We start from the raw sequence: 19,479 nt of genomic DNA on the forward strand, positions 1-19,479 counted from the left end.
TCACAGAATGTTTTGGAAATCAAACATTCCTACCGAAAACCATTCTCAGAAAACGGAAAACAAGAAATCCGCATAAGTTGGCAATAACGATACTGGCCCCTGCCGGCGCCGAACATAAATAGGATGCGGACAGACCCACACAGAAGCAGACAACAGACAAACATCCTGAGCAGATGACTACTCCCCGAAAGCTCTTAAAAAGCTGCATTGCTGTCAGCGCCGGAAAAATGACCAGACTTGAGATCAGCATTGCCCCCATCATCCTCATACCGATGACAATGGTCACAGCGGTCAGGATGGCCAGCAGGGAATTATAAAAGGACACATCCACTCCCGATGCCCTTGCAAAGCTTTCATCAAAGGTCACCGCAAAGATCTTATGGTAGCAGAAGAAAAACAGGATCAGGACCGCTGCGGAAAGGATGACACTGAACCTGACATCCTCCCTGCTCATAGCCAGAATACTGCCGAACATATAGCTATATACATCCATATTCATACCGGAAGTAAAGGAGGTCACCAGTACTCCGGCTGCCAGCGCTGACGCGGACATGACGGCGATAGCCGCGTCACTGCTGATCCGGTCGTTTTCCGTGATCTTTAACAGAAAAAAGGCCGCAATGACAACGACCGGTATAGATAGCTTCAGCGGAGCGATACCCAGAGCCACAGCGATGGAGAGAGCCCCGAAGGATACATGGGACAGCCCGTCTCCGATCATAGAAAATTTCTTCAGCACAAGGCTGACCCCCAGGAGCGCAGCACACAGTGAAATCAAAATACCTACGATAAAAGCCCTTATAATAAACGGATAGGAGAGCATTTCCTTAATTAATTCCATGGACAGCACCTCCACTGATCTTCTGATAATATTCGGATTCCCGGTAACTCTCTTTTGTTCCGAAGAAATAGTCTTCATGTCCGATATGAAGAATATGATCCGCATCCTTTAATGCGTTGGATAGATCGTGGGAAACCATTAAAACTGCCATCCCATCTTCTTCGTTTAATTTCTTTAATAAACGGTAGAGCTCTTTTGCGGCTGCCGGATCCAACCCGGTAACCGGCTCATCTAAAACTAGCAGATGGCCGGAAGCACACAATGCCCTGGCCAGAAGAACCCTCTGCTGCTGGCCCCCGGAGAGCTCCCGGTAACAGGTTTTTGAAAGATCCAGGATTCCCAGCTTTTTCAACTGTCCCAAAGCTGTGAATCTCTCCTTCTTCGTATAAAAAGGCCTGTACTTTTTTTGGCTCAGAAAACCCGATAAGACGACTTCCATGGCAGTGGCAGGAAAATTTCTCTGCATTTCCGTCTGCTGAGGAAGATACCCGATGCCGTTTGCCGGTAGGTTTTTGTGGATTTTTCCGGAAACCGGGCGCACCAGGCCGAGTAAAGTTTTGATAAAAGTGCTTTTTCCGGAACCGTTCTGTCCGATCACGGAGATATAAGATCCGCGCTCTATGTCCATATTCAGGTCCTTGACGATGACATGTCCGTCATAACCAAGATCCACATGGCTGCATGTTATGATTGAACTCATTTTCTCAGTCCTTTCTCCAGATTCTTTACGTTTTTTTTCATCAGGTCCAGATAAGTGATGCCCTGGTCAAACTGCTGTTTCGTCACGGTGTGGCAGGAATAGAATGTCAAAACTTTTGCGCCTGACGCCTCACAGATTACGTCTGCAATCTTACTGCTGCCAAAATCCATGTGATAAACCACAGGAATCTTCTCTTTTTTAACCATTTTGATCAAATAGGACAGTGTCCTGGAACTGGGTTCAGATTCTTCACTACACCCTGGAAATGCCGCTCTGTAGGAGAGCCCGTATTCATCTGTAAAATAACGCATTGGAAATTTATCACCAAAAACCATGACGTTTCGTTTTCCGTGCTTTACTGTATCACGGAAATCTTGATCCAGTGCTTTCAGCTTTTTTAAGTAAGCCTTTGTGTTTTTCTCATAAAAGCCGGCATTGTCCGGATCCTTTTCTGATAAAACAGCACAGATTTTTTTGACGATGATCTGGGCATTGACAGGGGAAGTCCAAATATGTTCGTCATATTCTGTCTCCCCCTCCTCTTCTTTTGGAAGACTCATGCCCTCTGTCACTTCTTCTTCCACCGGATGGACGGAATTCATAAAGGCATAGGTGATCTGACGGCTGTTTTTATGGGATTTGAGTACCTTTTGAACCCAGTATTCCATGGCGCCGCCGTTGTATAAAAAGACATCCGCTTTCTGTATAGTGATCAGGTCAGAGGGGGTCGGCTCAAAGGTATGGCTGTCCTTGCCTGCAGAGACGATCATCTTCACATGGACCTTATCTTTCCCAATCTGTCTTATAAAGTCATAGTATGGAAAAATCGTGGTTACGACATTTAATTTTTTAGAACTGCTGCTTTTTGATTCCTTTTCAGGCCTGCATCCTGACAGTACCATCAGGGAAACAGTGAAGCAGAGCAATATAGCGATCCATCGTTTCACTAAAAACTTCCTTTCTTTACGATATCTAATTGAATATGATAGCAGGAAAAACTTCTCAATGCAAATGTGGGGTTTTTATCTCAATTATAATAGATAGATTTGTGTTTTTTGTCGAAATATCTTATACTGGAATCTTAAAAGAGAAAGGGGTACTTTTTTATGAGTCAAGAAGCAATCGTGAAGAAACAGCTCAGGGATCGAGGAAACGCATTATTACATGGCATTCTTTTGATGTCTCTACTGCTTATAGCAGATACATATTTGAGGACAAGGAGTTATATCCTCATCGATGGGATATGGGATAATACGTTTATTATCATTGTGGCTTTTACTGTGGTCATTCTAGAGATGATCTTTAAAAATGCTTTTAACCTGAAGGATCCAGTTTGGACCGCGTTGGCAGCAGCTGTGGGGATTGGCAGTCTGGGAGTCTTTGCAAATCAGGCATACTTGATATTTTTTAGTAAGGACAGCTTTTTTCTGATCACAGAATCTATATCCAGCAATGGATTTTTCTTGATCAGCTCTGTGCTCGGTATGCTTGTAGCTGTATCTTATTTTATAAAGCGGAACAAAGCTGGACATTTCCACAACTAAAAAACAAGCCCTTGAAAGTACAGTAAACTGACTTTCAAGGGCTTGTTTTTCTTACCGTTATAGTTCAACTAAATTCCTGTTTCAAAAAGCTATGACGAACGTAAAATCCTTACGTGCTTTTCATTGCAGCAGTATATCCAGCAGTTGTTCATTGGTCAGATTATGAAAATAACGGCCCGCCTGAACAGTTTTTAATCTCTCGGAGAGATCCGGCCGGCAGAGCCGGCAGCCTTTTAACAGCTCTGACAGAGAGGAACTGTCAGTGTCAGAGAAATAATCGCCGAAAAAAACCATATCGGTGATGACCCCGTGTTCTACATTCATATGAACCTCTATACTGCCGCAGCCTTCTATGCGGCGCTTTTTTTCCACTGCATATTTAGGGGAAAATCCATAATTCCAATGCCATGTGCCGTAACGTTCCTTCTTGAGGCGTTCCACAGCCTCAAGATCCTTCTGTGTCAGTTCATAGAGAACCAGTTGGTTTTCCCTGAACATATAATCCCTAAGAATCTTAAAAAACTGTTCTGTTTCCATATCATTTTTGACATAGGGGCGTACGTTTGTCACTCTGCTCCTTACGGACCTGCATCCTTTTGATTTTATTTTATCGCTGGAGACATTCAATGCCTTTTCCAACGTATTTAAATCACTATCGTACATGACAGTCCCGTGATGCATGGTCCGCCCCTCTTTGGAATATTGGGAATTCCCTGAGAATTTCCTGCCGTCAATGGTCATATCATTGCGGCCGTTGACTTCTGCCTCCACCCCGATGCTTTTCAGGGCGCGGACCAAAGGCATACAAAACTTTGAAAAGTCAAACAGACCGCTTTCTTTATCCACGATGAAGGTAAAATTAATATTCCCCATATCGTGGTAAACCGCACCTCCCCCAGAAAGACGCCGCACCACTCGGATCTCGTGTTCCCTCACATAACCCTCATTGATCTCGGCAACGGTGTTCTGGTGTTTTCCCACAATGATGGCATTGTCGTTCTGCCACAACATAAAATAACTGTGGGAGCGGCTTAGAGAATCAAATACATACTGCTCCAGTGCCAAGTTAAAGCAGGGATCGCTGCTTTTACTTTCAATATAATACATCATAGTTTTGTTCTCCTTCCTGGATGGCGAGACCGTGGTTTTGTTTCGGCCTGCCAAGCAGTATGGCAGGCGATGTATTTTGATATCTGCGGATATCCGTCTTTACCATATGCTGCATATGATAGATGTCATCTTCTTGAAAAGGTACATGATAAATAAAAGTATTTCTTGCCTTCAGAGTATCATGTAGGATCTGCTGACCTGTTTTATTATGGTAAAACAAAGGATTTACAAACACAGCATGCAGGGGAAGTCCTTGAAACTGATGAAGTGATTCCGTAAAAAAATCCACATCTGCAGTAAACAGCAGACGGCAGGAACAAAGTGTGATCAGAATGCAGTAGTGGAGAACCCTGCCGAACTGACGGCCTAAATGCCTGGTTCTGTAAAAAGAAACCTCAAGATCCTTTTCCGGCTGATAAGTTCTTCTCTCTCCTGTGACAACCTCATGGCTGATGCCTCTCTGTCCCAGGCTGCGGACCAGGTGCCCATCCCCGGAATCCTCTCCGCCGGGCAGAAACACACATCCGGGCTGCCTGGCATCCAGATAGGAACCCAGCAGATTCTCTGAAAGATGGTCGAAATGATGATGGGAAAAGATCAGATAATCCGGACTGGGCAGCCGGCCCTCTGGACGGCAGAGATCTGCAAACACACCTTTGGGGATCGGGCTGGTATGAAACCCCTCTCCCCTGGGACTGTACAGACCGTCAATCAGCACAGAGGTTTTACCAACACAGACCAGAACACCCGCATTTCCGATCAAATGGATCTGGCAGGTTTTCAATGGCCTTTTGTTCCCCAGACATCGATGGCTGCTTTTAGCTCTTCACATTCCTCGGCCGCCTGCAAGATCGTTTTTCCTTCCATCTTGGCATTGATGGCAGACAGGATCGCTTTCGCCCCTGCTTCTGCTCCCATAGGATGTCCGTAAATACCGCCGCCAGCCATGAGGATACAGTCATTGCCAAGCAGATCCATCAAGTATTCTATGGCGCCCGGCTGTACGCCTCCTGCCACCGTCATAAATGCTCTCTTGATATTCTTCATTGGTGCAATGCACTGTGCATGAGTTTCTACAAATTCATTGGTAGAAAGGCCGAACCTTCCGCTGTCCGGATATACCAAAGGCATATCCATACCAACAAGTCTGGCAAGCTTACCCATGGAAAGTGCTGTTGAAATGCCGTTGGTCTTGGAACGGTAATAAGCTCCCATTCCTGCGCAGTGGCCAAAGATTGGATAGATCAGATTTTCCCGCTTCATCGCACGGATAAAATCTTCCACTGCGCCCCAGCCCATCGCCTGATAATTAACCATCAGGGCATTGGCTCCGGCATCGATCGCCCGCCTTGCCCGGTCAAATAAATTTTCTCCGGTGATGTTGACGGCATAAAGGCAGCTCTTATCTTTTCCAACATCTTTGAGCTGTTCCATGACAGCTGCAACGCGTTTTTCCATTGGAGAATATTCCGGATACGAAAGAAGCTCATCATCTTTGATCACATCTGCCCCGCCGACAGCAGCCTGCCGCGCTCCGTTCGCGCTGATCTCTGGCGGCACTCCGATGCACGGCTTTAAGATAGCGCCTACCAAAGGACGTTCAGGCACTCCGATCAATTGACGGATTCCTTCTACTCCCATCAAAGGTCCGGGAATCTCTCTTAAGACTTTTTCCGGGAACTCGATGTCTGCGAGACGGATCCCGTCCTGTCCCAGTACATTTCCCGCTACCGTACTCATGATCATCGGAAGATAAGCCGGAAAGTTTGCAGTAGGAAAAGCGATGCGTGCGATACACGCATGTTCTTCCGCCATGGGGTAGATGCCTATGACCTTTCCACCGTACTTTTCGATGACCTCCGGGGTCTCTCCTTCTACATGGGTCCATGTGCCTGCACTCTGGTCAGCCGCCACAAGTTTGACCCAGTCATAGATATCCGGCTCCTTTTCTGAGTTCATATAGTAAGTTGCGATCAAAAAGTCTTCATCGACACTTTCCGGTAATCTCATTGTTTCAAATTTCATGTAAAACTCCTCCATTCTTTCTGTTTGTTAAAATTTGCGGTACATACGATTTCTTTTCTCCCGGCGGTTTCTCAGAACCAGCGTCCAGACTGCCCCGCCAATGACCAGGAATATCAGATAGTACATACGATCACCTTCCTTCTGCCCTGCTCTTTTATTCGCCGAACCCGGATTCTATGAGTTCTGCCAGCGCATCCGCTGCCGCCTCTTCATCTTCGCCATCACAGACTAGTTCGATCTCTGTGTTCTGGCAGATCGCACAGCTTAATATGCCCATGATCGACTTTCCGTCTTTTTCCTTGCCCTTTGTTTTGATCGTCAGACTGCACTTATATTTTTTAGCTTCTTTTACGAATGTGGATGCCGGTCTCGCATGAAGCCCCGATGCGTTTGTTACAACGACTTTTCTCTTCACCATGATAAAACTCCTATCTTAAAATTGTCAGATGGAGACAGTAAATTTGTCTTCACCGTCTCCATCTGATCAGAGGAAGAACATGTTTCGTGTTATACGACAGTCTGTCCGAATATATGTAACAGCTTGTAAATGATCCAGGTGATTGGATTACCGCCTTCAGACAGACAGCTTGTCAGTGTGTTTCCGTTGGCCAGTGAACCGCAGATATGGGCAATGTTCGTGTGGGCTCCGGCCAAAGCTGTGGCGCACAGGAAGTACACACTGAATACCACAAATGCCGCGATACAAGTATGCAGGATGTTATCTTTTGCATAATAAGCCAGTGGAATAATGAACCATGGAACCGCCACAAGGCTGGCTACAGCAAGCATACGGTTTCCAGGGATGATGGACATGACGGTTACAACCGGTGTCATGATCATGATACTTGTCATGTTACACGGATTCCCCATTAGGGTTGAAGCGTCAATACCGATCCAGATTTTTTTGCCGTGCAGATGCTTTTCACAGAATTCCTGCGCCGCATTGGCGATGGGAAGGAGACCTTCCATCATAATGGCGATCATTCTCGGGAGCAGTACCATGACTGCGCCCATGTTGACACCCAAAAGGAAGCATTTGATCACATCAAAAGCTGCTAAGATACCGATGATAATACCGATGAAAAAGCCGACCACCATGGTTTCGCCGAACACACCTAGTTTGTTCTGGAGGTGTTCCGGATCAGCTTTGATATCCTTGATTACAGGGATCTTCTGGCATAACTTGATCACAGGAAAACCGATCATAGCCGGTGCGATGATCGCGCCTGTAGGCCAGGTAACGGCATCCATACCGCTTGCCTCCTGGTAAATAGGGGCAACATGGTCAGACCATTTCCAGGTGATGATCATATAGATTCCTGTGGCTGCTACGGACCACAGAACACTTTCCGTGGCACCGTAAATTAAAGCGCCGCATGCAAGGAAACTCCAGTAATTCCAAAAGTCGATCATAAGTGTTTTTGTGAAGTTTGTTACCAGAAGTAATAAGTTAAGCCCGATTCCCAGAAGGATGAGAATTCCTGAAACAGGAGACCCCCATGCGTAGGAAATCAGCGACCATCCGGTGTCTACGATATCCAGTTTCCAGCCAAGACGTTCCACCATAGACTGGGTCGCCGGTGTCATTTGTGCCACCAGCATGTCGGTTGTCAAGTTCATTCCGACCATACCCACGGCGCCTGTAAGTGCTGCGCGGAGGGCTTCCCCGATTTTCATCCGAAAAACCAGGGCAAGGACAAACAGCCCGATCGGCAGAATACCGTTGGATCCCAAGCTGGACAAAGCGGAGGACAATCCATTAAAAAAAGCTTCCATATAAATCTCCTTTCAATTCTGTGATTATCTCATGACAAACGCATCTGTCATGATTTCTCTTATCTTTTCACATGTGTCGGCATTTGCGATTGCTTCAATCACTTTTTCATCCTGTATCACATCCATAAGTTTTGATATCACCTCCAATTGGCCTTGATTTGTGTCCACTGCCAGCATAAAGACAACCTTGGCATCCACCATGAGTTCCGTGTCATCAATGCGCTGAAATGTGATCCCGCTGCCTTTTGTCTGGCCTACTAAAATGGCAGTTTTTATAACACCGTCACGTTCACAGTGCGGAATGGCAACCGCGATCGGTTCTGTGCAGATGCCGGTGGGATATATGTTTTCCCGGTCAATGACAGCCTGGCCGTAAGTTGATTTGACCATGCCTTTTGATGCCAGGTAATCTGCCATTTCCTGAAGAACGTCATCTCTGCTTGTTCCTGATATTTGGTACCCTAGGATTTGAGGTACTGTTGTTATGTTTTCGATTTTCATCACCTCCTGATGTTTCATTTCGGTCAGTCCTGGTGTCTGCCGTTTATTTGGACAGTACCTCTTTCAGATTCTTTCTCACTTCGTCTTTTCCCCTGCCTGTGATCAGCGGGATTCCGTTTACCACCGGAATATCTCCAAAATCCAATGTGATCTTTGCCATCAAGAGAATGGCATCTGGCTCCAACTGTTTGATGGCTGTCTTTCCCTGGGTTGCAGGCCTTTTCTGGACGTTGCCTTTGATCCCCAGCTCTTTACATACATCCTCACACATTTTGGCACCTACCGTTGAAGTTGCAAATCCTGCTCCGCACAATACTAAAATTGTTTTATTTTCCATACTGTTCACCTCATTTTTTGTATTTTTCTGTTTAAAAGACTACGATACCCTTGATCATCTTTCCCTGGCGCATATCCTCATATCCCTGTGCCAAATCTTTCAATTCATAACGGTGGGTGATAAACTTTGAAGCGTCAAGCTGGCCGCTCAGAACAAGATCCAACGCGCGCCGGTTGACTTCGGGAGAATACGCTGACGCTCCATAAACCGTGATTTCTTTATAGTGAATGGCGTTGGTGTCAATGACAGCGGCGCTGCTTGCGGAAATCCCTCCGAAGAAAATCACCTTTCCTCTTTTTCTCACAAGTCCGATGGCATCTGCCTGCGCCTGTCCCACCGGGCACGCACAGATGACCGTATCCGCACCCCGTCCGTTGGTTTTTTCCATGATGAGTTTCTTTAATTCGGGATCACCGCTGCCCATGGTGAGAACATTTTTAAAGCCTTGTTTTCTGGCAAGATCAGCCTTTTCCGGATTCATCTCAGCGATGATCACTTCCTTCGTTCCCCGAATTGAGGCAATCTCACTGTGGAGGCAGCCGATAGTACCAGCTCCGATGACGACCACAAGATCTTCCATGACGATATTTGTATTGATCTGTGCATTCAGTACAGAAGATGCGGTCTCCGCGATCACCGTATCGATAGGATCCACATGGTCCGGGATGATGTTAAAGCATCCGTTTTCCAGCATATCCGCAGAAAATGACACATACTCGGCAAATCCTCCTGGGATTCCTTCCGCAGTTCCGATCATTTTCATATTGTCACACTGGTTCTGGATGCCGTTTTTACAGTACCAGCAGTGTCCGCATGCGATCACAGGCGCCACAGATAATTTTGAACCTTTTGGAAACTTTTCATTGTCGCTCTCCACCACTTCTCCGGCGATCTCATGGCCGGAAATGGATGGATACCGGGCTTTGGAGGAGCCTCCCCCATAGGTCCTTAAATCAGAACCGCAGATACCGCAGGCTATGGTCTTTAGCAAAATTCCCTTTTCCGGACACACAGGAGTCGTAACCGTTTCATAACGTAGATCGTTTGCTCCATATAATACAGCAGCTTTCATAGACACATCTTCCTTTCCTTATTCATTTAAAGTTTCCAATCGCTCCACCAGGGCTGTCAGAAATTTAGCTCCCGTCGCCCCGTCGATCACACGGTGGTCCATGTTCAGCGCGATGGTCATGGTTTTTCCTATGACGATCTCACCGTCCTTTACAAGAGGGACTTCTTCCATCTTTCCCACGGAGATAATGGCGGAATTGGGTGCATTGACGATAGCTGTAAATGTGGAGATGTTGAACATGCCCAGGTTGCTCACGACAAACGTTCCGCCGCTTAGGTCATTCATCGTAAAATTCCCTTTGCCTGATCTGTTTTTGATATCTTCCATGCATCGATGGATCTCCTCAAGGGGAAGTTTATCGGCATCCCTTATGACAGGAACCAGTAGCCCGCGTTTTGTATCTACGGCAACACCCATGTTGATAGTTTCATTTTGAATGATAACTGTTCCATCATCCCAGGAAGCGTTCATGACAGGATACTCGGCGATGGTATCTGCCACGGCTTTGATCAAAATGGTTGTGTATGAGACCTTAAAAGGCAGACTCTTTCTGTAAGCGGCCATCTGCTCACAGTTTACGACTGAAAAATGTGTAAATTGTGGAGCTTCCCAGCTTTTTATCATCTGCTTCCCCATACTTTTGGCTAAAGGCGAAAGTTTTTTTTCAGTCATCGACTTCCACCCATGCGATCGTATTTGTGATCTCAACGGTATCGCCTTCGTCAGCCACGATCTCGGCCAACATACCGTCCAAAGCTGACTCTACCTCTGTGACAGCCTTGTCTGTCTCGATCTCCAAGAGGACCTCTCCCTTGGAAATCTTGTCTCCTTCTTTCTTTTTCCACTCTAAAATCGTACCTTCCTCCATATCCAATCCGATCTTAGGCATTATCACTTCTTTTCTCATGCTGCTTCTCCTTTCGTTTCTTGGTTTATAATTGAAATGTTGTTTCTCTGATGATCTCGCTCACCGACGGATGCGGGAAAACAATTTTTTTGATCTCTTCCACTGGCACCTTCTGTTCGATCAGAGCCGCTGCGCCCCAAATGATCTCAGAGGCGTAGGTTCCAAGAAGATGGGCCCCTACAAGACATCTTGTTTTCTCATCCATGATCAGCTTGCAGACTCCGTTTCCACCTGCGTTTTCAGCTACAAAACGGCCGGAATATGCCATTGGGAGCTCTGCAGTCTTTACTTTCAATCCTTTTTCTTTCGCTGACTCCTCGGTCTCTCCCACACCGGCAAATTCCGGAAAGGTATAGATGACAGACGGGATCGCCTGATAATTCATCTCATCGTCTATGCCGAGCATATGATTGACTGCTGCCTCACTCTCCCGGTATGCTGTGTGGGCCAGCATGACTTTTCCATTGATATCACCCGCCGCATAGATACCTTCCACGGAGGTGCATAAGTTTTCGTCAGTTACTACTTTTCCATGTTCAACCACAACACCGACGTTTTGGAGTCCACAGTCTTCAATGGAAGGCCTTCTGCCTATGGAGAGCAGGATTTTGTCCGCTGTGATCTGCTTTGTCTCCCCGTCTTTTTCGCATACAAGACCATAGCTGTTTACTTCTGTCACCTTATGTCCAAGTAAGAAGGATACGCCCTTCTTCTGAAGTTCCTTTTGAAGCATCTTGGAAACTTTGAAATCCATCGTTCCCGCGATCTTATCAAGCATTTCGATCACAGTGACTTTTACACCGGCGGTACAATAGTAAGCCGCCATTTCCAATCCGATCACGCCTGCTCCGATGACCGCCAGGTGTTCCGGCATTTCTTCCAATTCCAGCATCTCCCTGCTGGTTGCCGCCAGTCCGTCCATGAGAGCTTCCTTTACTCCTGGAATTGGGGGGATCAGGGTGTCAGAACCCGCCGCAGCCAGTACATGTTTCGCTGTGTAAACTTCCCCGCCGGCTTCTACCAGAAATCCTTCGCTGGTTTTTTCTTTCAGTTTGGCTTTCTCGTAGATAACTGTCACTTTGTTTTTCTTCATGGTCATTCCAACGCCGGAAACCAGCATCTGAATGACCTTGTTCTTTCTGGCAAGCGCAGCTCTCGAGTCAAAGACGGCGTCCGAAACCTTCACCCCATAGGCCTGTCCATTTTTTGCGTGATCAAATATTTTGGCGGAATTCAGCAGAGTTTTTGTGGGGATGCATCCCTCGTTTAGACACACGCCGCCAAGTCTTTTCTTCTCAAACAGCATTACTTTCATACCGCCCTCAGCAGCTCTCTGGGCTGCCAGGTACCCGGCAGGTCCTCCTCCGATTACGATCAAGTCTAAGATATCCATAGTTCTCCTTTCTTTTACAGACAAGAGCGGGCTGCTTCTAAAATATCCTGGGCATCAGGAAGATACGCCTTTTCCAGCACCGGCGCAAACGGAACCGGAACATTAGGAGCGCCTACTCTTTTGACAGGGGTTTTTAGTTGATCAAAAGCTTTTTCCTGGATCACCGCAGCGATCTCTGCTCCGAAACCGCCTTTGACACAGGCCTCATGGGCTACGACAACATGTCCTGTCTTTTTCACAGAGGCAAGGATCGTTTCGGCGTCAAACGGCTCCAATGAACGGACATCCACTACTTCCGCCTGTATTCCTTCTTTTTCTAACTCCTGTGCCGCCTTAAGGCTCTGATCTACCATGGAAGAGTATGCAACGATGGTGATATCGGTTCCCTCCCGTTTAATGTCGCAGCAGTAATCACACTCATACGGTTCTTCTGGCACTTCACATTTCTTCTTGTACAGGCCTTTATGTTCAATGAAAACCACCGGATTATTATCGCGGATCGCGTGCAGGAGCAGGCCTTTAGCATCATAGGCATTGGACGGGACCACCACACGTATCCCTGGAATGTGTGCCAAAATAGACTCCAGAGACTGAGAGTGCTGAGCTCCGTTTCCAAGTCCCGCCCCGCCCTGCGTGCGGATGACTAGCGGAAGGCTGACCCGACCGCCGTACATGTATCTCAGTTTTGCTGCCTGGTTCATGATCTGGTCAAAGCAGGTTCCGATAAAATCTATGTAGGAAATCTCTACTACTGGGCGCAGACCGAGCATGGAGGAGCCGATGGCGGTTCCGACGATAGCAGTTTCAGAGATCGGCGTATCCATAATCCGTTTCTCCCCGAAGTTCTTGATCAGGTCATAGGAGCAGCGCAGCTGACCGCCGTAAACTGCAATATCTTCTCCGATGGAAAACACCTTCGGATCGCTGTTAAACGCTGTATGAAGCGCTTCATTGATTGCTTGCCGCATAGAAATCTTTCTCATATTGTCTTCTTCCTTTCCTTATTTCACAAACATGTTCCACTGGATATCTGCAAATGAAGTGTCGTAAAGATCATTTTTAAGGTCCCCAGGGGAAGGTTCTTTCTCCTTTTTTGCACTTTCGCTGGCAGAGAGAACCATCTGAAGTTCTTCCTTCTGGATCTTATCCAGCTCCTCTTCCTTCATGCCATAGGTCTCATAAAGAAGCTTTTCCGCATGTTTGATCGGACACCTTTCCTTCCATTTTTGGACCTCTTCTCTGTCCCTGTAATTTTCGTTGTCCCCGTAATAATGTCCGGCAATGCGGTAGGTCTTCATCTCCATCAGGATTGGTCCGCTTTTGCTCCTGACCTTTTGGGCCGCCTTTCCGAATTCCTCGTACACGGACTCGATATTATTTCCGTCTACGGTAACTCCTTCTATTCCGTATCCCGCGGCTCTGTCGCTGATATTCTCAATATTGCAGGACTTTTTCTGACTAGTTGAGATGGCCCACTGGTTATTTTCACATACAAAGATCACTGGGAGTTTCATGACAGAAGCAAGATTTAATGACTCATGAAAGGACCCCTCGTTGGAAGCACCGTCGCCGAAGAAACATACAGCAATGTCCTCACTTTCGTTATATTTAAGAGCAAAAGCTGCACCAACTGCGATGGGAAGCCCTCCTCCGACGATTCCGTTGGCCCCCAGCATACCGATGGACATATCCGCAATATGCATGGAACCTCCCTTACCTTTACAGTAACCAGATTCTCTTGCCATCAGTTCGGCAAACATGAGCTTCATATCGGCGCCTTTTGCGATACAATGTCCGTGTCCTCTGTGGGTTGAGGTGATGTAGTCATGATCCGTCAAATGGGCGCATACGCCTACAGCAATTGCCTCCTCACCGTTGTAAGTGTGTACGGCGGCACGTGTGAGATTCATTTTTGCTAACTCAATGGCCTCATTTTCAAATTCACGGATCCGGATCATTTTCCGGTAGAATTCTAATAATTGTTCTTTTGTCATGGCAGTCAGATGTTCTCCTTTCATACTTTGGCTACCCCGTAGGGGGTAAAAGTTTTTAATGCTATTTCCATCTTTCTACCGCAATTATAGCAATGTACTTTTTGGCGTACAATCGGCCCCGAAGCTTTTCCGGTAACATTTGTTTCCGTCATATTGAACACTTTTTCTTGCCTTTTTCTATTTTCTTTATTAAAATCTACTTATGTTCAACCGAATTTTATACACACCGCAAAGGATAAATAATCAGGAGATTGCTATGAATCAAAAACAATATCAGCTTATAACTTTATTTACATCTTCTGAAAAGAAGAAATATACATATACAGAATTAACAGAGATCCTGCATGTGGGAAAACGTTCGATCAACAATTATATTACAGAGATCAATGACTTTTTAACTGAAAACGGATTCCATAAGATCCGGATCCTTCCCGACAATTCACTTCTGCTGGACAGTTCCATCAATGAGCTGGGACTCATCAGAAAAAGGTATTATTCCCGCCCCCTGTATGAATACCATTTTTCATCAGAGGAGCGATGTACTGTCATCAAGCTGCTGCTCTGCAGACAGAATCTAGTCTCCACCGCCGACATCATACGGTCTCTGGACGTCAGCAAAAAGACATGCCTTTCTGACATAAAGCATGTCTCCAGAGATCTTAAAAACCAGGATATTCCGTTTATCACCACATCCCGCGGCTATTCTATCGATGTCACTGAAGTCTTCAGGAGAGATTATCTCATCAACAGTTTCCATACGTTTTTAAATATTGTGGGAGACAACTCTTCTTTTTCAGGCATTGACATATGGATCTCCAGACATTTTGATCTGGAAGCATTCAAGATGCAGGTATTTCCTATTCTCCTGACCTGGCAGAAGGAAAATAACATCAACATTGAGGGTTATCAGTTCTACCAGCTGCTCTGGATCCTGGTGGTCACCATCGAGCGAATCCGCCAGGGAAATCCTTTGACTTCCTTCCCATGTGCTTCTGACCGCCATACGGTCTGCATATCCAAAGATCTGTACGCACGGGTGGAAAAGGTTTATTCCATCACAATCCCGCCGCAGGAATCCTATTTTCTGGCATCCTATATTGACGGGCTGGTACTTACAAACCTTCCTCAGACACCGCTCGGCACCATTCCATCCAACACGGTGATCCATACATTTCTGGTGAATGTATCCCATGATCTGAAGCTAAAGCTTGCAAACGATGTCAAATTATATCATCAGCTGTCAGCCCATATAAAAAGCTTTTTTTCTCTGCTGGAGCGCAACACTTCCTTTGATCAGAGTTTTTACAAGGAACTGGAAGACGAATATCCGGCCATCTGCAAGTCCGTTAAAAATAACTTGTATATTCTGGAACAGAGCTTTCACCGCACCTACAGTGAAAATGAGACCGCTTTTCTGGTGATGCATATCGCCGCCGCTGTCTCCAAGATCCTGACAGAGCGGCAGGAATTTAAAATTCTGCTGATCTGCGATGCCGGTGCCGCTGCCACTTCCTATGTCACAAACAAATTAAAATACTATTGTAAAGTGGATGATGTCCAGACGATCATATCCTTTGAATACAAGAATTATATGAGACATAGTAACCCTTCGCCCAATCTGATCGTCTCCTTCTATCCACTGGACGAGACCTCCATTCCGGTGGTGATTGTATCTCCAGGGCTTCCGTCCACCGATCTCATAAGGCTTCAGGAAAAAATGTATGCGTCCCGGAAAGATGAAAACAATATTCTGAATAAGCGGATGGTCAAGCGGGCTGAAAACCAGGAAGCCGTGGCACACAGGCCTGCCAGTATTTTTTCACCTCATCTGATCGCGTTGGATCTGGACGCAGATACATGGCAGGATGCTGTCCAGTTAAGCGGCAATCTGCTCATACAGGATGGTCTGATGACCCAGAACTATATTGATTCCATCATCAAGAATATTCATATTAACGGTCCCTATTTTGTGTTTTGGCCCCATATTGCTCTGGCACATGCCAATTCCAACTCAGATTCTACTCCGTTTGCCGCAAGCCTGATCCGTCTGTCACATCCAGTATTTTTTGGAAACGAGCTAAACGATCCGGTGAAATATATCTTTACGTTTATAGCCTCAGATACATCTGAGAATGACGATAAGATCCTGTCCATCATCAATATTGCGTCCAGCCCCACTTTGTTCCAGTACCTGGATGAGGCGAAAACACCTGAAGAAGCCTATGAGATCATCCACAAATTAGAAAAGGAATTGTGATTATTTTCAAGACAGTGCATCCGGTTTGGCCGGAATATCATCGGCACGGAATACATCCTGAAACGAAAATAAGACGGCGCTCGTAAAGCACCGTCTTATTTCATATAAACTGTGAGTTATTTGGCAAATTTATCAATGAGTTCTATCAGTTCATCGACTTTTTCGTCACCGTTGTTTTCTGCCAGAGCATCGGCTATGCAGCCTTTCATATGTGCCCTGAGAATCTCTTTGTTGGTTTTGCGTATCATGGCTTCCGTAGCCATGAGCTGATTGGAGATATCCATACAGTAACGGTCCTCCTCCACCATTTTTAAGATGCCGTCGATCTGGCCTCTGGCGGTTTTTAAAAGTCTTGTGATCTGAGATTGGTCTGCCTGCATACTACCTCCCTACTGGATGCCTGTCACCTGGTATCCCGCATCTTCCACGGCCTGTTTTAGTTCCTCGTCGCTGATATCTGTTTTCAGTTCGACACAGGCATTCTTGTCATCAAGGCTTACCTCTGCATCTACGCCGTCAAGCTTGTTTAATGCGTCGGTCACATGTTTTACACAGTGCTCACACATCATTCCTTCAATTGCGATGGTCTTTTTCATTGCTGTTTCCTCCTCAACATGAATTGGTTCTGATGTTACTGGTTCTACTTTCTCTCTTATAAAACCTGGCCGGAAAAACTTCAGGCGCAGGGCATTGCTTACTACAAAGACAGAACTTAAGCTCATGGCGGCAGCGCCGAACATCGGATTTAGTTTTAAACCGAAAAATGGATACAGGCAGCCTGCGGCCAGCGGAATTCCGATCACATTATAGAAAAATGCCCAAAATAAATTCTCTTTGATATTTTTAATGACTGCTTTGCTCAGCTGGATAGCAGAGACCCCGTCTAAAAGATCGCTCTTCATCAGGACAATATCCGCGGATTCAATGGCAATATCCGTTCCGGCACCGATGGCAACACCCACATCGGCTCTGGCCAGTGCCGGAGCATCGTTGATCCCGTCTCCGATCATCGCCACCTTTTTGCCCTCTTCCTGGATCTTGCGGATTTGCGCTTCTTTATCCTGTGGAAGAACCTCCGCGATGACCCGGCTGATGTTCAGCTGTCTCTGGATCGCCTCGGCTGTCTTTTTGTTATCTCCGGTGAGCATGACGACCTCAATTCCCATCTTTTCAAATTCCTGGATGGCCTGCCTGCTGGTTGGTTTCACCACATCGGCGACTGCGATCAGCCCCAGAAGGTTCTTTTCTCTGGCAAAGTACAGAGGAGTTTTTCCCTGAGAGGCAAAATTCCCGCTTTTTTCTTCCAGGTCTCCCAATGAAACACCGATGCGCTCCATCATCTTTAAATTGCCGGCGTAGACCTTTTTTCCGGCGATGGTTCCCTCGATCCCCTCTCCGGGGACAGATACAAATCCTGACACCTCAGAAAGGCCTGCGCCAGTCTCCTCTCCATAGGAGACAATGGCATCTGCCAAAGGATGTTCAGAGGGCTTCTCCATGCTGGCAGCGATTTTTACCAGCTCCTCATGGGAGGTTCCAATTGAGGTCTCAACATCCGTCACCTGGGGCCGTCCTTCCGTGACGGTTCCGGTTTTATCTAAGACAACGGTCTTTACTTCATGAGCTGTCTCAAGACTTTCCGCTGATTTGATTAAAATTCCGTTTTCCGCTCCTTTTCCAGTTCCCACCATGATCGCTGTAGGCGTTGCAAGGCCCAGGGCGCAAGGGCAGGAAATCACCAGTACCGCAATGGCCGTGGACAGGGCAAACTCAAATGTCTGCCCGGAAAGGATCCATATGATTCCGGAAGCCAACGCAATGGCGATGACAACTGGTACAAAGATACCTGCGATCTTATCAGCCAGTTTCGCGATAGGGGCCTTGGAGCCGGATGCGTCCTCCACAAGCTGGATGATCTGTGCCAGCGTAGTGTCATCTCCGACTTTGGTAGCGCGAAACTTAATAAATCCGCCTTTGTTGATGGATGCACTGATGACTTTGTCGCCTGAAGTCTTCTCCACCGGTATGCTTTCCCCGGTCAGGGCGCTCTCATCAATGGAAGTCATACCTTCTGTGATGATTCCATCCACTGGTATGCTGGCACCGGGACGTACGATTACGATATCTCCCTCATTTACCTCTTCCACCGGTATCTCTGCTTCTTCTCCATTTCGCTCCACCGTTGCGGTCTTTGGAGCTAAATCCAAAAGCTTGCTGATAGCTTCTGAAGTCTTGCCTTTCGACCTGGCTTCCAGGTATTTTCCTACAGTGATCAGAGTCAGGATCATAGAGGCGGACTCAAAATATAGATCCATATGATACTGATGCACCAACGCAAGATCCTGCACCCCGAGGCCGTAGCCCATACGGTAAATGGCAAATACCCCATAGACAAACGCGGCACCGGAACCAATGGCGATCAGCGAATCCATATTCGGAGAACCCTTAAATAATGTTTTAAATCCTACCTGATAAAACTTACGGTTGATATACATGACTGGAAGCACCAGGAGCATCTGGGTCAGACCATAGGATACCGCATTCTGCGTTCCGGACAAAAAGGCCGGGAGAGGCAGATTTGCCATATGCCCCATTGATATATACATAAGCGGGATCATAAACAGGACAGAGACCCACAGTCTTTGTTTCATTCCTGCGATCTCATCATCCACACCGGTATCCTTGCTCTTATTGGTTTCTTCTCTGCGGTCATGAACAAACGCTCCGTAGCCCCCGTCAATGACAGCCCGGATGATCTCATCATCGTTTACCCTGGAGTCGTCATACTCCACTGTCATAGCGTTCTGCAGAAGGTTTACGTTGACCTCGGAAACTCCGTCCAGTTTACGTACACTTTTATCTACATGGGCACTACATGCGCTGCATGTCATACCTGTTACATCAAATTTTTGCTTCATAAGCACCTCCTAGACACCCCTCCCCCGGGGTATGGGTATATTATATGTGACGTCAGAGTTTATGTCAACGATAATATTTCTCAGATAGTATTCCCCGAACCTGC

At 46.6% G+C, this 19,479-nt stretch carries 20 protein-coding genes; 2 read left to right on the forward strand and 18 right to left on the reverse strand.

The features are described 5' to 3' along the window. Positions 1 to 19: 19 nt before the first annotated feature. From AR1Y2_RS09000 to AR1Y2_RS09010, 3 genes are read right to left on the reverse strand one after another with little or no spacing between them, the layout of a single operon-like run. Positions 20 to 841, reverse strand: coding sequence for a metal ABC transporter permease (locus AR1Y2_RS09000; protein WP_137328660.1), 822 nt, complete (start codon positions 839 to 841; stop codon positions 20 to 22). Next, positions 828 to 1,541 carry a metal ABC transporter ATP-binding protein gene (locus tag AR1Y2_RS09005; protein ID WP_137328661.1) on the reverse strand — a complete coding sequence of 238 codons (714 nt, stop codon included), beginning with the start codon at positions 1,539 to 1,541 and terminating at the stop codon, positions 828 to 830. The genes AR1Y2_RS09000 and AR1Y2_RS09005 overlap by 14 nt, the downstream gene beginning before the upstream one ends. After that, positions 1,538 to 2,443: a metal ABC transporter substrate-binding protein gene (locus AR1Y2_RS09010; protein WP_137330233.1), complete on the reverse strand. Its 906-nt coding sequence runs from the start codon at positions 2,441 to 2,443 to the stop codon at positions 1,538 to 1,540. Before AR1Y2_RS09010 ends, AR1Y2_RS09005 begins: the two co-directional genes overlap by 4 nt. Positions 2,444 to 2,647: 204 nt before the next feature. Here AR1Y2_RS09010 and AR1Y2_RS09015 point away from each other — a divergent pair, with 204 nt between their 5' ends. Next, positions 2,648 to 3,085, forward strand: a complete 438-nt coding sequence (locus tag AR1Y2_RS09015) for a hypothetical protein (RefSeq protein WP_137328662.1) — start codon at positions 2,648 to 2,650, stop codon at positions 3,083 to 3,085. Between the two features lie 120 nt (positions 3,086 to 3,205). On the opposite strand, the gene AR1Y2_RS09020 is transcribed toward AR1Y2_RS09015, so the two are convergent. The 13 genes from AR1Y2_RS09020 to AR1Y2_RS09080 form a co-directional block, all read right to left on the reverse strand. Then, complete coding sequence (locus AR1Y2_RS09020; RefSeq protein WP_137328663.1) at positions 3,206 to 4,195, reverse strand: lipoate--protein ligase; 990 nt, start codon at positions 4,193 to 4,195, stop codon at positions 3,206 to 3,208. Continuing rightward, entirely contained in the window at positions 4,179 to 4,979 is an 801-nt protein-coding gene (locus AR1Y2_RS09025; protein WP_137328664.1) for an MBL fold metallo-hydrolase, read from the reverse strand. Before AR1Y2_RS09025 ends, AR1Y2_RS09020 begins: the two co-directional genes overlap by 17 nt. Continuing rightward, positions 4,976 to 6,220: a RuBisCO large subunit C-terminal-like domain-containing protein gene (locus AR1Y2_RS09030; protein ID WP_137328665.1), complete on the reverse strand. Its 1,245-nt coding sequence runs from the start codon at positions 6,218 to 6,220 to the stop codon at positions 4,976 to 4,978. The genes AR1Y2_RS09025 and AR1Y2_RS09030 overlap by 4 nt, the downstream gene beginning before the upstream one ends. Before the next feature lie 154 nt (positions 6,221 to 6,374). Then, positions 6,375 to 6,638, reverse strand: coding sequence for an HPr family phosphocarrier protein (locus AR1Y2_RS09035; protein ID WP_137328666.1), 264 nt, complete (start codon positions 6,636 to 6,638; stop codon positions 6,375 to 6,377). 89 nt (positions 6,639 to 6,727) lie between these two features. Beyond that, positions 6,728 to 7,996, reverse strand: coding sequence for a PTS transporter subunit IIC (locus AR1Y2_RS09040; protein WP_137328667.1), 1,269 nt, complete (start codon positions 7,994 to 7,996; stop codon positions 6,728 to 6,730). 24 nt (positions 7,997 to 8,020) lie between these two features. Continuing rightward, positions 8,021 to 8,497: a PTS sugar transporter subunit IIA gene (locus AR1Y2_RS09045; RefSeq protein ID WP_175403624.1), complete on the reverse strand. Its 477-nt coding sequence runs from the start codon at positions 8,495 to 8,497 to the stop codon at positions 8,021 to 8,023. A 43-nt stretch (positions 8,498 to 8,540) separates the two neighbouring features. Beyond that, entirely contained in the window at positions 8,541 to 8,834 is a 294-nt protein-coding gene (locus AR1Y2_RS09050; RefSeq protein ID WP_137328669.1) for a PTS sugar transporter subunit IIB, read from the reverse strand. Positions 8,835 to 8,865: 31 nt separating this feature from the next. Then, positions 8,866 to 9,906: an alcohol dehydrogenase catalytic domain-containing protein gene (locus tag AR1Y2_RS09055; RefSeq protein ID WP_137328670.1), complete on the reverse strand. Its 1,041-nt coding sequence runs from the start codon at positions 9,904 to 9,906 to the stop codon at positions 8,866 to 8,868. A gap of 18 nt (positions 9,907 to 9,924) precedes the next feature. Further along, the gene (locus tag AR1Y2_RS09060) at positions 9,925 to 10,578 is read right to left on the reverse strand and encodes a 2-oxo acid dehydrogenase subunit E2 (protein ID WP_137328671.1); all 654 of its coding nucleotides are present in this window, start codon (positions 10,576 to 10,578) and stop codon (positions 9,925 to 9,927) included. Next, positions 10,571 to 10,813, reverse strand: a complete 243-nt coding sequence (locus AR1Y2_RS09065) for a biotin/lipoyl-containing protein (protein ID WP_137328672.1) — start codon at positions 10,811 to 10,813, stop codon at positions 10,571 to 10,573. The genes AR1Y2_RS09060 and AR1Y2_RS09065 overlap by 8 nt, the downstream gene beginning before the upstream one ends. A 25-nt stretch (positions 10,814 to 10,838) precedes the next feature. After that, complete coding sequence (gene lpdA, locus AR1Y2_RS09070) at positions 10,839 to 12,206, reverse strand: dihydrolipoyl dehydrogenase (RefSeq protein ID WP_137328673.1); 1,368 nt, start codon at positions 12,204 to 12,206, stop codon at positions 10,839 to 10,841. Between the two features lie 14 nt (positions 12,207 to 12,220). Beyond that, the gene (locus tag AR1Y2_RS09075; protein ID WP_137328674.1) at positions 12,221 to 13,189 is read right to left on the reverse strand and encodes an alpha-ketoacid dehydrogenase subunit beta; all 969 of its coding nucleotides are present in this window, start codon (positions 13,187 to 13,189) and stop codon (positions 12,221 to 12,223) included. Positions 13,190 to 13,207: 18 nt separating this feature from the next. Continuing rightward, entirely contained in the window at positions 13,208 to 14,224 is a 1,017-nt protein-coding gene (locus tag AR1Y2_RS09080; RefSeq protein ID WP_175403625.1) for a thiamine pyrophosphate-dependent dehydrogenase E1 component subunit alpha, read from the reverse strand. Positions 14,225 to 14,456: 232 nt separating this feature from the next. On the opposite strand from AR1Y2_RS09080, the gene AR1Y2_RS09085 reads away from it, so the two are divergent. Beyond that, positions 14,457 to 16,457, forward strand: a complete 2,001-nt coding sequence (locus AR1Y2_RS09085) for a BglG family transcription antiterminator (RefSeq protein ID WP_175403626.1) — start codon at positions 14,457 to 14,459, stop codon at positions 16,455 to 16,457. 116 nt (positions 16,458 to 16,573) lie between these two features. Here the strand turns inward: AR1Y2_RS09085 and AR1Y2_RS09090 are convergent, their stop codons facing one another. Further along, a complete protein-coding gene (locus AR1Y2_RS09090; RefSeq protein WP_137328676.1) occupies positions 16,574 to 16,837 on the reverse strand; it encodes a metal-sensing transcriptional repressor in 264 nt (87 codons plus the stop codon). Positions 16,838 to 16,846: 9 nt separating this feature from the next. After that, entirely contained in the window at positions 16,847 to 19,375 is a 2,529-nt protein-coding gene (locus tag AR1Y2_RS09095; RefSeq protein ID WP_137328677.1) for a heavy metal translocating P-type ATPase, read from the reverse strand. Positions 19,376 to 19,479 lie beyond the last annotated feature (104 nt).

The sequence above is a fragment of the Anaerostipes rhamnosivorans genome (assembly GCF_005280655.1).
In the GTDB taxonomy this organism is placed as follows: Bacteria; Bacillota; Clostridia; order Lachnospirales; family Lachnospiraceae; genus Anaerostipes; species Anaerostipes rhamnosivorans.